Genomic DNA, 11478 nt, shown 5'->3' on the forward strand with positions numbered 1-11478 from the left:
CCGGGGGTGTGCGGGGGCCACCAACCCTTGTGTGCCGGGGGGTTAGGCTTGACCCCCGGGGCGTTGGGTCAAAAATATTTGTACGGGGCCCGTGGGGTCCGGTAATCTGATTACCGGACCCAAGGGTCCGCTTCCTGCCCGCCCCCGTACGCAAGGGATCTCTCAGTCATGCCGCACGCCCGCATCAGCGAAGCCCTCCGCGCCCTGGTCTTCGAACCCGACCCCGACGAGGAACTGCACCGGACCCTCGACCGGTACTACGCCCCCGGCTACACCCACCGCAGCGACGGCAGGACGCTGAACCGCGAGGAGTTCGCGCACATGGTCGCGGGTGTCCGCGGTCAGATCACCAAGGGCGAGGTGACCGTGCTCGACGAGATCCGTGACGGTGACACCTACGCCGAGCGCCACGTCTTCCACCTCACCCTGGCCGACGGCGCCACCCAGAGCCGCGAGATCGCGATCTTCGGCACCTTCGCCGAGGACGGCCGCTTCCAGAACCTGAGCGAGACCGGCTTCGACGTCGCCGTGGACGAAACCCGCTGATCCCCGAACGATCGGAGCACGACATGCCTCGCCTTACCGACCCCGACGCCGCGTCGTTCCCGGCCGAGACCCGCGCATTCCTCGCCACCCTGCCACCCGACCCGATGGTCAAGATGATGTCCCACTCGGCCGGAACGGTGAAGCCGTTCGTGCAGCTCGCCAAGGCGCAGTTCACCTCGCTTGAGCTGTCGGCTCGCGCGCGTGAAATGGTGATCCTCACCGTCGCCGAGTACACCGGCAGTACGTTCGTCGCCGCCCAGCACGACCCCATGTCGCAGTCGGCCGGGGTCGACGAGCGGACCCGGCAGCTCATCCGGGCCCGGCAGCTCGACAGCCCCGAGTTCTCGCAGGCCGACCGCGCCCTGCTGCGCTTCACGGCCGAAGTGGTGCAGTGCCCCTGTGTCCCCGACGAACTCTTCGAGGAGGCGCGCACGTACCTCACCGACCGCGAGCTGGTCGAGGTGCTCCAGGTGGTCGGCTACTACTGGTCGTTCGGCCGTATCTCCACCGTGCTGGAGGTCGAGGTGACCCAGGTCTACGGCGGCGAACCCCTACTGGACACGCCGGACGACGGCGTCTGAGGCTGACCTCCGGGCGGACCGCGCGGGGAGCACCGGGTCCGGCCGGAGGCGAGTCTGAGACCATCGACGCGATCGTCCGCCCCGGCCCACGAGACAGGTTTGCCTCGCATGAACCCTTCCACGACACCCGAACCCCTCCAGGGGGTGGTCAGGACGCCGAAGCGGACCGACGCCCGTCGCAATCACGAGCGCGTGGTCGCCGCCGCGGTCGAGGTCTTCCGGGAGTCCGGCACACAGGCGTCCGTACCGCAGATCGCGGCGAAGGCCGAGGTCGGGAAGGCGACGGTCTACCGGAGCTTCCCGACCAAGGAGGACCTGCTGGAGACGATCACGGCGCTGAGCCTTGACCGGCTCGGACAGCGCACAGCGGCGGCGATGCGGGAAGCCGGTCCCTACGAGGCCTTCCGCGGCTTCGTCCTCGAACTCTTCGACACCCTGGCGCACGATCGCCTGCTCGCCGAGAGGCTCGCGGACGCCGCGTCCCCCGCCGCCGCGTCCGTCCTCGAAGAACTGGTGAGGGTGATGGAGAGGGCGCGGGACGCCGGGAACCTGCGCGGTGACGTCACCCCGCTGGATCTGCGGGTGGTCCTGTGCGGTACCGCCCTGCAGTTGGTGAAACTGGCCGAACGCGACCCGGCGACCTGGCGGCGCTACGGGGAGATGGTGCTCGGAGCACTGCGGGACTGCACCTGCCCCGGGAATCCCCGGCCCGCCGGTCGGTGAGGCGCGGCCGCGGACGCGGACGCGGCTGTCTGTGGGGTCAGGCCGCGAACCCGATGGTGGTGACGTATTCGTACTGGCCCCATTCGGAGCCGAGGTCCACCGTCGCGTCGTTGATCCAGGCGTCGTCGAGTGCGTCCTCGTCGTCGTTGGCCCAGGCCACGACGATCCGGTCCCAGTGGCGCACGTTGAGGGTGCGGAAGGAGACCGCGCGCTGGTGCGGCCGGGTGACCTGGGACTGGTTGAGGGGATGGAACTCGACGCGGGTGCCGCGGCCCTGCCGGTTGAGACGGGAGGTCAGGTACCGGGCCACGTTGTGACGGCGGACCGTGCGGTAGGCGGCCTCGATGGCCTGGAGGTTCTTCCTGGAGGGGCTGCGCCGGCCGTCCAGCCAGGCCCTGAGCGTGCGGTCGGTGACGGTGAGGCCCGCCTCGCGGGCCGCCTGGCGGGCGCGGTCGCTGCGGGTCAGGTAGTGCAGCCGGGCGAGGAGACCGCGGCTCTGCGTGATCGGGGTGGCGACGAAGCCGGCGAGCACGTCGAGCCGACGGGCCACGGCCTCGTACCCCTTGATGCCGCGGGCCCCGAACTTGCCGAAGTCGATGTTCCTCTCCGGCATTTCCCACTCCCCGTTGTACGACCCGGCCGACGGACGCTCATGAGGGTACAGCCGATTCCGGTCCCTGGTCGGCCGGCTCGTCGCCCACCGCGTACACGTCCTTGACCTTCACCTCGGCCACACCCCGGCCCTCCGGGAACACCGCGCGCCAGTCGCCGGTGACGTGCAGTTCGTCGGTGCCCATGGCGCGTACCACCATCAGGCCCTCGTCGTAGGCGCGATGGGCCTTCCACCACAGGTTCGCGAAGGCCTGGGAGCGGATGAGGTGCATCCAGTCGGTGCGGTACAGCTCGCGGTTGTAGTTGGACTCCCCCAGCGTGGACACGAACTTGGAGTACATGGCCTTGACGTACTCGAGCGTCACGTCGTCGTCCTCGGTGATCGCCCGGTCCCTGGCGTCCTTGAGCGCTACGCGGAACTTCTCCAGGAGGCCCTCGGTCGCGCCGGACGTCCACGACTCGTGGATCTGCGGCGGGTCGCACAGTCCGTACTTGGCGGAGGAGACGCGCAGCAGCAGGCGCAGGGTGGGTTCGGTCACCCACAGCGGACCGGGTTCGTCGCGGCTGCCGATCGGGTTGGGCAGGTAGGCGTCGTGCTCCCAGTGCGGCGGGGTGATCAGGTGGACGCCGGCGCGGCGACGGTCGTGGAGGTCACCGGTGGAGTGTTCGAGCTGGCCGAGGGGGAGGTGGGTCTTGAGCGCGCTGAGGTAGGCGCCGTTGACGTCCAGGGCCGTGATCTCGTGCTCGCCGGCCGGGAGTTCGGGCCTGGTCCACTTGGGGCGTGCCTCCCAGACCTGGTCGGCGCCCCGGGAGGTCTGCTTGCGCAGGACGTCGGGCAGCCAGGGGTGCGCGACCACCTCGTAGCGGCCGCCCTTGCGGCTGTGGTCCAGCAGGGCCATCGCGTCCGGGATGGCGCGCCTGACCAGGGCCTTGGTCGCCGCTTCGAGGTCACCGGAGTGCTCGGCGAGGGCGGCGGCCACGGCGGAGCCGATCAGGTCGGGGGTGTCCGCGGACTTCAGGCGACGGCCGACGGGTACGACCTTCACCCCGGGCCGCGCGGGCCGCTCCCGGTCCGCGGGCACGGTGTGCCGGCGTTCCGCCGGGGGCATCGGCTCCCGCGTGGGGGCGGGTGCCGGGGGCGGGGCGGGGGCGGTGGAGGGGGCTGATGCGGCGGAGGGCGCGGAGGGGGCGGGTGCGGCACACTCGGCGGGGTCCAGGTGCTGGGGGAACCCCTCCACTTGGTGGCGGGCCGGCTGTCCGCACAGGACGCAGGGCCGGGGTGCGGCGAGCACGTCGACGTCGGTGACTTCGCCGGGGCCGGTGACTTCGCCGGTATCGGTCAGTCCGTCGGTGTCGGTGAGTTCGTCGCTGTCTCCGGTCTCGCCGGTCTCCGTGTCTCCGGTCTCGGCGTCCCCGGATTCGGCGTCCCCCGATTCGGCGTCCCCGGATTCGGCGGCCAGTTTCGTCCGCGCTCCTTCGAGGAAGTACGCGTACTTCTCGCGTGCCTCGCCGCTCGGGTCCCGGCCCGCCTCCCAGCCGCCGACCGTGGACGAGCCGACGCCCAGGGCCTGGGCGAGCTGGGTACGCGAAAGGTTCAGCTGCTCGCGCAGGCGCCGCCGTTCCTCGGGGGACGGCAGCGGGACCTCTGTCCTCGCCCCGGCGAGCAGCGCGTCGATCGCTCCGAAGTCCGCCATCACACCGTCCCGTCGACGGCCGCGGAGCCTACCGCGCCGGACGGGCGCCCGGGTGTGCGGCGGCGCTCGGCGGGCAGTGCCTCGGCGGCCCGGGTCGGGCCCGCGAGGAGGTCCAGCGCGTCGATGCCGTAGTGCGCGGCGACCGCCTCGCAGTCGCCGAGACTCCACGCTGCGGTGCCCGACTGGCGGCGGCTCACCTGCGCCTGCGTCACTCCCAGGACGTCGGCGAGCCTGGTCTGCGATTCGCCGGTGGCGTGCAGGAGCGCCGCCACCGCCGATCGGACCCGCTCCTCGAGGTTCATGCTCACGCCGCAGACCCTACCGCGCGACACTCACCGCCCATACGGATATCGCATGGCCCGGGACCGGCCCGGCGGGCTCGCCGGACGTCAGAGGCCCAGGTCGAGGGCCAGACACGAGTAGTACTTCCAGGAGCCCTCGGGGTCGTACGAGCCCTTCGTACCGCTCGGAGTGACCTCGACCCCCTGGGTCATCTGGTCGAAGCGGACGCGCTCGGGAAGCCGGCCGAAGCGTGCGTGACGCAGTTCCGCCGCGGCGGCGTCCGTGGTGAGTTCCTTCTTCATGGCCATTCTCCACTTCGTGGATCGCGTCCAGCCTGTCGCCTTGGACACGCATCAGCCTGCCGCACCGAGCGTCACCAGTCAAGGGGGTGACGCCAGAAAGGGTATGCCGCGTATCACATCCGGTGGATGGATGTGACGGCTCCCGACCCGGCGGATCAACGTCCGACATGTCTCCCTGGGTTGGACAGGCAAAGGCGCCATGCCGGATCGGTACGTATGATGCGCCCGATCGCTGCACCAGGTGTGCGTCACCAGGTGTCTGGAACTACAGGATGTGACAAGGCATGGATCTCCAACTCACCGGCCGACGGGCCGTGGTCACAGGCGGCAGCCGGGGTATCGGCTTCGCCGTCGGGCGGGCGCTGGCCGCGGAGGGCGCGGCCGTCGCGCTGGTCTCCCGGTCCGCCGAACAGGTCCAGGAGCAGGCGGCGCTGCTGAGCTCGGAGACCGGCGCCGAGGTCGTCGGGGTCGCGGCCGACACCGGGGACGACGCTTCGGTGACCGCGATGGCGGCGGCGGTGAAGGACCGGCTCGGCGGTGTGGACATCCTGGTGAACAACGCCGCCATGATGAATCCCGGGGCGATTCCCGACGACGCCCTGGAGGCCGAGATCAATGTGAAGGTCCGCGGATACCTCAGGTGTGTCCACGCCTTCGCACCGGAGATGAAGGAACGCGGCTGGGGCAGGATCGTGAACATCGGCGGGCTGGCGGCACGGCAGACCGGGTCGGTGACCGGGTCCATCCGCAACGCCGCCGTGACCGCCATGTCGAAGAACCTGGCGGACGAACTCGGGCCGAGTGGCGTGAATGTCGTCGCCGTCCACCCCGGTGCCACCCGGACCCGCACGTTCGTGGAGAACCTCGACAAGCGGGCCGCCGCCCTTGGACGCAGCGCGGCGGAGCTGGAGCAGCAGTGGGCGGCGGCCGCCTCGATCGAGCGGCTCGTGGAACCGCACGAGGTGGCGGCCGTCGTCGCCTTCCTGGCGAGCCCGCTCAGCGTGGCCATCAACGGTGACCCGATCAGCGTGGGCGGCGGGCTGAAGGGCGCGATCTACTACTAGGGCGTGTTGCGGGTGGAGGTCACCTCATGGCATCGGCCTCCAGGATCGCGGCGGTGAAGGCCGCGGGCTGTTCCTGGGGCAGGTTGTGGCCGGCGTCGGGGACGATGTGGTGGGTCCAGGAGCCGGTGAAGGGGACGGCGTAGCCGCTGCCGTCGGTCGGTGGGAGCACGCCGTCGGTCGCCCCGTCCAGGGTCACCGTCGGGACGGTGATCCGGGGCTGGTCCAGCAGTCGGTTCTCCAGGTCCGCGTACCGGGGGTCGCCGGGCGCGGCGGCCAGCCGGTGCCGGTAGCTGTGGATCACCACGTCGACGTAGTCGGGATTGGTCCACAGTGGCGCCGTCTGCGCGAACTCGGCCTCGGTGAACTGCCACTGGGGTGAGTTGCGGTGCCAGACGACCCGCGCCAGGTCCTCCCGGTGGCTCTGCAGTCCCTTCCGGCCGCGCTCGGTGAGGAAGTAGAAGAAATACCAGTAGCCCTCTTCCCGCTCGGGGGCCAGCGGCTGCTGGGCGACGGCCAGGTTCTGGATGAGATAGCCGTTGACCGAGACCAGGCCGTCGCAGCGCGCGGGCCACAGCGCCGCGGCGACGTCGCCGGCCCGGCCGCCCCAGTCGTAGCCGGCGAACAGCGCCCGCGGGACGCGCAGCGCGTCCATGAAGTCGATCAGGTCCGCGCCGAGCGCCGCCTGCTGCCCGGACCGGACGGTGTCCTGGTGGCGGAACCGGGTCTCCCCGTGGCCGCGCAGGTAGGGGATGTAGCAGCGGTAGCCGCGCCGGGCGAGGGCGGGAGCGACCTCGGCGTAGGAGCCGACGGGGCTGAAGGGCCAGCCGTGCAGGAGGATCACCGGCCTGCCTCCGGCCGGCCCGACGTCGTGGTAGGCGATGTCGAGAAGGGCGGTGCGGGTGTGCCGTACCGGTCCCAGCCCGTGCGGTGCGCGCCCCCCGGCGGGCCGGGTGCCCGCCGTGCCCTCGCGTGCCGACGCCCGGCCCGCCCCGGTGAGACCGGCGGCTCCCACCGCAGCCGTCGCCGTCATGGCCCGGGTCAGTCCGCGCCTGCTGATCATGTCTGCTTCCTCGCGTTCGGTCGGAGGGTGTGAGGTTGTGTGTTCACACACATGATTCGTCACCTCTTTGACGGGTGACGACAATGCTCGGTCCCGCTGTCACTGTCAAGCGGAGGGGACGGAATCACTCCGGGCACGTGTGCGCCCGCCCGCTGATGAAGGTATGAGTTTCGGCCAACTTGGCCACCGGGCCGGCGGCGCCGGGCGCCGACGGTGCACCGCTCGCGGGGCGAAGGAGCGCGGCATGTCGGCCGTCGCCAGACCCGGCGCATGAACTAGGTGTCTTCCCGCGCACGTCATCGCCGTGTGAGAACCAGAACCCGGGCCGCCAGACGGCCCGCACCTGATGCGTGTGAACCGATGCGCCGGCACAGACCCGGCCGGGGCGCGCTCACGGCCATCGGCGCCGTGACCGCCCTGACCCTCGGCATCCTCGGCCCCTCCACCGCCGTCGCGGCGCAGGGGCACACGGCGACGGCGCAGACCGGTACCACGACCGCCTGGCAGAACGGCGCCTTCCAGGTGGACCGCTCCGCCGTGGTCCACCGGTCCGACGTGGTGCTCGGCCAGGCCAACACCGATCCCACCCAGTCCATGCCGCTGGGCAACGGCGCGCTGGGCGCGGCGGTGTGGGCCGCGGACGGCCTCACCGCCCAGCTCAACCGTGGCGACGCCTTCCCCGACCGCAAGTCCCCGGGCCGGGTGACCATCCCGGGCCTCAAGGCCCTCACCGGGGCCGACGACTTCTCCGCCCGCCTGGATCTGTACGACGGTGTCCTCACCGAGTCCGGCGGCGGCATGACGGCGACGGTCTACACCCGCGCCGACCGCGACGAACTCGTCGTCGACGTCACCGGCGCGGACCCGGGCAGCACCCAGACGGTGCGCGGTGACCTGTGGGACGGGCGGTCGCCGTCCACGACCGCCTCCGGGGCCGTCGCCACCCTCGCCGAGACCTGGAAGGACGACGGGACCGGCGGCACCGGTGACACCTACGGCACCCTGCTGGGCATCTCGGCGGGCGGACGCGACGTCACCTCGTCGGTGACGGACGGGGACACCGTGCAGGTCGCCTTCAGCCCGGCGGCGGACGGCTCGTTCCGGGTCGTGGTCGCCGCCCCGCACTGGGCCGGCGGCGACGCGAACGCGACCGCGACGTCGTACCTGGGCGGTGACGCGAGCGCGTCCTCGGCGAGCCTGAAGACCGCGCACACCGCCTGGTGGCACGACTTCTGGGACCGGGCCGGCACCATGAAGATCGAGTCGGCCGACGGCACCGGTTCCTACGTGGAGAACCTGCGCACGGTCTTCCTCTACCAGTCGGCGGCCAGCAACCGGGGCTCGCTGCCCGGCACCCAGGCCGGTGTCGCGGACCTGTTCTCCTTCACCCGCGACGAACACGACTGGTCCCCGCGCGACTACTGGTGGTGGAACCTGCGCATGCAGGCCAGCGCCAACCTGACCTCGGGCGTCTCCGACCTGAACACCCCCTTCTACGACCTCTACACCTCCAACCTCGCCGCCATCGAGGCCTGGACGCGGGACCACATGCCGGGACACACCGGCGCCTGCGTCCCGGAGACGATGCGGTTCAACGGCAACGGCTACATCGACTCCGGCACGGGCAACGCCTCCTGCGAGGCGAGCGAGACGTCGTACAACGCGCAGACCCTCTCCACCGGAGCGGAGGTGTCACTGGCCCTGTGGCAGCAGTACCGCACCAGCGGTGACCTGGCGTTCCTGCGGGAGAGCTACCCGTTGATGAAATCGGCCGCGCAGTTCCTGCTGTCGTACGCCACGACCGGGAGCGACGGTCTGCTGCACACCAGGGCCAACGCGCACGAGACCCAGTGGAACGTGAACGACCCGGTCACGGACATCGCGGCCATGCAGGCGCTGTTCCCGGTGGTCGTCTCCGCGGCCAAGGCGCTCGGCACCGACACCGACCTCCAGGCGCAGCTGACCGCCGCGCAGGCGAAGCTGCCGGCCCTGCCGCGCACGGACGCCGCCACCCACACCCAGGTGCTCACCGCGTCCGCGGACTCCGCGGGCGGCGACGTCATCGCGCTCTCGGCCGAGCCGGCCGCCGAGACGCACAACTCGGAGAACCTGGACCTGGAGCCGGTGTGGCCCTACGGCCTGATCGGCGACACCGGCGGGCTGCACGACCTCGCACAGCGCACCTACGACAACCGCCGCTGGCCCAACGACGCCAACTGGAGCTTCGACGCGCTCCAGGCGGCCCGTCTCGGCGACGCCGACGCGGTGAAGGCGGGGCTGCTGTACAACGTCACCAACCAGCTCTATCCGTCCGGTCTGGCCAGCAACAACAACGTGCTGACCGGTCGCGAGCCGTACAGCGAGAGCGACGGGGTGATCGCCGCGGCGGTCAACGAGGCGCTGGTACAGGACTACGACGACGTGCTGCGCATCGCGCCGGCGGTGCCTTCGGACTGGGACGTGGACGGCACGGTCACCGTGCACGACAACGCCAAGGTGGACGTGCAGACCCGGGACGGCGTCCCGGTCACCGTGGCCCTGGAAGCGGGCTCCACCACCTCCTTCGTCACCCGCAACCCCTGGCCCGGCGAGCCGGCCGGTGTCGTGGACGCGGCGGACGGTTCGACCGTGGTGGCGTTCTCCACCGCCGCCCAGTTCACCCTCCCCGTCAAGGCCGGACACGCCTATCTGATCGAGCGCCAGTCGGCGCCGGTCACGTCGTTGCCGTTCCAGGAGATCGGCGGCGCGCCCGCCGAACTGCCCAGGCACCTGGGCAGGACGCAGATCGGGCTGGACTTCCCCGCCTCCGCCGCGCCGGCCGGTCCGGTCGGGCGGCTCACCGCGGTCGGGGGTACGTGTCTCGGCCATGCCTCCGGGCTCGCCAACGGCACGGCGGTGCGGACGGGCACCTGCGACGGCAGCGCCTCACAGGTGTGGATCGCGGGCCGGGACGGTTCGCTGTGGGTGCAGGGCAAGTGCGTGATGCCCGCCGGCAGGAGCGGTACGGCCGGCACCGCGCTGGTGCTCGCGGCCTGCGACGGCTCCGCCGCGCAGCAGTGGAAGGCCGGTGCGGACCGCAGCCTGGTCGACCAGGCGTCGGGGCTGTGCGCCGAGGTCAAGGGCTCCTCGACCGCCGCCGGTACGGCCGTGGTCACCGCCGTCTGTGCCACGGCGACCAGCGGGCAGAAGTTCGACCTGCCCACCACCCCGGCCGGTCCGCAGGGGCACCTCACCGGCATCGAGGGGATGTGCGCCGACAGCGACGACGGCAGCCAGAAGCCGGGCAGCGCGCTGGTGCTGAACACCTGCGGTTCGGCCGACTCCCAGCAGTGGAAGGCCGCCGCGGACGGCACACTGCGGCTGTTCGACTCCCGGTGCATGACACCCGACGGCGGCGGCACCGCCGGCAACGGCAGCCAGGTGGTGCTGGAGATCTGTGACGGCTCGGCCGCCCAGCAATGGCACGCGGGCGCGGACGGTGGCCTGGTCAACGACCTCACCGGCAAGTGCCTGGACGTCAAGGACACGTCCTCGGCGGTCGGGGCGGTCCTGTGGCTGTGGAGCTGTGGTCCCTCGACCCCGGGCAAGGTCTGGCAGCTGCCGGTCGCGCAGAACCCGAGCGGCCGGATCTCCGGCTACGGCGGCAAGTGCGCCGACCTCGCCGGGTCCGGTTCGACCACCGCCGCGGGCACCCAGGTTCAGCTGAACACCTGCGGTACGGGCGCCTCGCAGAAGTGGACGGTCGCCGCTGACGGCACAGTGAGCGTGCTGGGCAGGTGCATGGCCCTCAAGGGCGGTGCCGTCACCGACGGCACCAAGGTCGTCCTGGCGGACTGCAACGCCTCCGCCACCGAGCAGCAGTGGACCTGGGCCGCCGACCGGGGTCTGGTATCCAGGAAGTCCGGCACCTGCCTCGACGCCACCGGGCCCAGCTCCGCCAACGGCACCCCGTTGCAGATCTGGGCCTGCGCGGTCTCCGACAACCAGCGCTGGCAGTTGCCCGGGGGTGTGCCCACCGGGCATGTCACCGGCCTCGGCGGCAAGTGCGTCGACCTCGCCGGATCGGGGTCCACCAACGCCGCCGCCACCGCGCTCCAGCTGAACACCTGCGGAACAGGTGTCTCGCAGGACTGGTCGGTGGCCGCCGACGGCAGTGTGCAGGTCCTGGGCAGCTGCGTGGGCGTCGTGAACAACGCCACGGCCAGCGGCACCGCGGTGACCCTCCAGGTCTGCAACGGGAGCAGTGGGCAGAAGTGGACGGCGGGGGCGAGCAGCAGTCTCGTCAACACACTGTCCGGCCGTTGTCTGGACGCCACCGGGGCCAGCTCCGCCAATGGCACCAAGCTCCAGATCTGGACCTGCGGCGGCTCCGACCAGCAGAAGTGGAGCCTGCCGGCCGCGGCGGCCTCTTCCGCGTCGGCAAAGCGGTCCTGACAACCTTCCGGTTCACCCCTCGTACGGTGTATGGGGGGTGAACCGCCCGGCCGGGGTGCAACGTTCACCGGATGAGCACCATCGTCCGGAGGAGAAAGAGCATGAGCCGCAGCGACGTCCTGGTCGACGCCGACTGGGTCCAGGACAACCTGGACAACGCCGACATCGCGATCGTGGAGG

Annotated in this window: 10 protein-coding genes; 5 read left to right on the forward strand and 5 right to left on the reverse strand. The window is 71.4% G+C overall.

Features of this window, described 5'->3' with window-relative positions; translation table 11 throughout:
- The first annotated feature begins 168 nt into the window (after positions 1 to 168).
- From ACFY3I_RS43305 to ACFY3I_RS43315, 3 genes are all read left to right on the forward strand, one after another.
- Entirely contained in the window at positions 169 to 546 is a 378-nt protein-coding gene (locus tag ACFY3I_RS43305; protein WP_390866450.1) for a nuclear transport factor 2 family protein, read from the forward strand.
- A 23-nt stretch (positions 547 to 569) separates the two neighbouring features.
- On the forward strand, positions 570 to 1127 hold the full coding sequence (locus ACFY3I_RS43310; RefSeq protein WP_390866451.1) for a carboxymuconolactone decarboxylase family protein: 558 nt from the start codon (positions 570 to 572) through the stop codon (positions 1125 to 1127).
- A 108-nt stretch (positions 1128 to 1235) separates the two neighbouring features.
- On the forward strand, positions 1236 to 1850 hold the full coding sequence (locus ACFY3I_RS43315) for a TetR/AcrR family transcriptional regulator (protein ID WP_390866452.1): 615 nt from the start codon (positions 1236 to 1238) through the stop codon (positions 1848 to 1850).
- A gap of 37 nt (positions 1851 to 1887) precedes the next feature.
- Here the strand turns inward: ACFY3I_RS43315 and ACFY3I_RS43320 are convergent, their stop codons facing one another.
- From ACFY3I_RS43320 to ACFY3I_RS43335, 4 genes are all read right to left on the reverse strand, one after another.
- Positions 1888 to 2463, reverse strand: coding sequence for a transcriptional regulator (locus ACFY3I_RS43320; RefSeq protein ID WP_390866453.1), 576 nt, complete (start codon positions 2461 to 2463; stop codon positions 1888 to 1890).
- 37 nt (positions 2464 to 2500) lie between these two features.
- Positions 2501 to 4156, reverse strand: a complete 1656-nt coding sequence (locus ACFY3I_RS43325) for a helix-turn-helix domain-containing protein (RefSeq protein ID WP_390866454.1) — start codon at positions 4154 to 4156, stop codon at positions 2501 to 2503.
- Entirely contained in the window at positions 4156 to 4458 is a 303-nt protein-coding gene (locus ACFY3I_RS43330) for a helix-turn-helix domain-containing protein (RefSeq protein WP_390866459.1), read from the reverse strand. The genes ACFY3I_RS43325 and ACFY3I_RS43330 overlap by 1 nt, the downstream gene beginning before the upstream one ends.
- Positions 4459 to 4545: 87 nt before the next feature.
- Positions 4546 to 4740 (reverse strand): hypothetical protein, encoded by a 195-nt coding sequence (locus ACFY3I_RS43335; protein WP_390866455.1) that lies wholly within the window; start codon positions 4738 to 4740, stop codon positions 4546 to 4548.
- A gap of 284 nt (positions 4741 to 5024) precedes the next feature.
- On the opposite strand from ACFY3I_RS43335, the gene ACFY3I_RS43340 reads away from it, so the two are divergent.
- The gene (locus tag ACFY3I_RS43340; protein ID WP_390866456.1) at positions 5025 to 5804 is read left to right on the forward strand and encodes an SDR family NAD(P)-dependent oxidoreductase; all 780 of its coding nucleotides are present in this window, start codon (positions 5025 to 5027) and stop codon (positions 5802 to 5804) included.
- Positions 5805 to 5823: 19 nt separating this feature from the next.
- Here the strand turns inward: ACFY3I_RS43340 and ACFY3I_RS43345 are convergent, their stop codons facing one another.
- The gene (locus ACFY3I_RS43345; RefSeq protein ID WP_390866457.1) at positions 5824 to 6864 is read right to left on the reverse strand and encodes an alpha/beta fold hydrolase; all 1041 of its coding nucleotides are present in this window, start codon (positions 6862 to 6864) and stop codon (positions 5824 to 5826) included.
- 360 nt (positions 6865 to 7224) lie between these two features.
- Here ACFY3I_RS43345 and ACFY3I_RS43350 point away from each other — a divergent pair, with 360 nt between their 5' ends.
- A complete protein-coding gene (locus ACFY3I_RS43350) occupies positions 7225 to 11298 on the forward strand; it encodes a ricin-type beta-trefoil lectin domain protein (protein ID WP_390866458.1) in 4074 nt (1357 codons plus the stop codon).
- Positions 11299 to 11478: the final 180 nt, after the last annotated feature.

It is taken from the genome of Streptomyces sp. NPDC001068, assembly GCF_042897315.1.
GTDB lineage: Bacteria > Actinomycetota > Actinomycetes > Streptomycetales > Streptomycetaceae > Streptomyces.

Bases quoted from the DNA above. Each gene is read 5' to 3' on its own strand.
- ACFY3I_RS43305 (WP_390866450.1), top strand. From the start codon at position 169: ATGCCGCACGCCCGCATCAGCGAAGCCCTCCGCGCCCTGGTCTTCGAA.
- ACFY3I_RS43310 (WP_390866451.1), top strand. From the start codon at position 570: ATGCCTCGCCTTACCGACCCCGACGCCGCGTCGTTCCCGGCCGAGACC.
- ACFY3I_RS43315 (WP_390866452.1), top strand. From the start codon at position 1,236: ATGAACCCTTCCACGACACCCGAACCCCTCCAGGGGGTGGTCAGGACG.
- ACFY3I_RS43320 (WP_390866453.1), bottom strand. From the start codon at position 2,463: ATGCCGGAGAGGAACATCGACTTCGGCAAGTTCGGGGCCCGCGGCATC.
- ACFY3I_RS43325 (WP_390866454.1), bottom strand. From the start codon at position 4,156: ATGGCGGACTTCGGAGCGATCGACGCGCTGCTCGCCGGGGCGAGGACA.
- ACFY3I_RS43330 (WP_390866459.1), bottom strand. From the start codon at position 4,458: ATGAACCTCGAGGAGCGGGTCCGATCGGCGGTGGCGGCGCTCCTGCAC.
- ACFY3I_RS43335 (WP_390866455.1), bottom strand. From the start codon at position 4,740: ATGAAGAAGGAACTCACCACGGACGCCGCCGCGGCGGAACTGCGTCAC.
- ACFY3I_RS43340 (WP_390866456.1), top strand. From the start codon at position 5,025: ATGGATCTCCAACTCACCGGCCGACGGGCCGTGGTCACAGGCGGCAGC.
- ACFY3I_RS43345 (WP_390866457.1), bottom strand. From the start codon at position 6,864: ATGATCAGCAGGCGCGGACTGACCCGGGCCATGACGGCGACGGCTGCG.
- ACFY3I_RS43350 (WP_390866458.1), top strand. From the start codon at position 7,225: ATGCGCCGGCACAGACCCGGCCGGGGCGCGCTCACGGCCATCGGCGCC.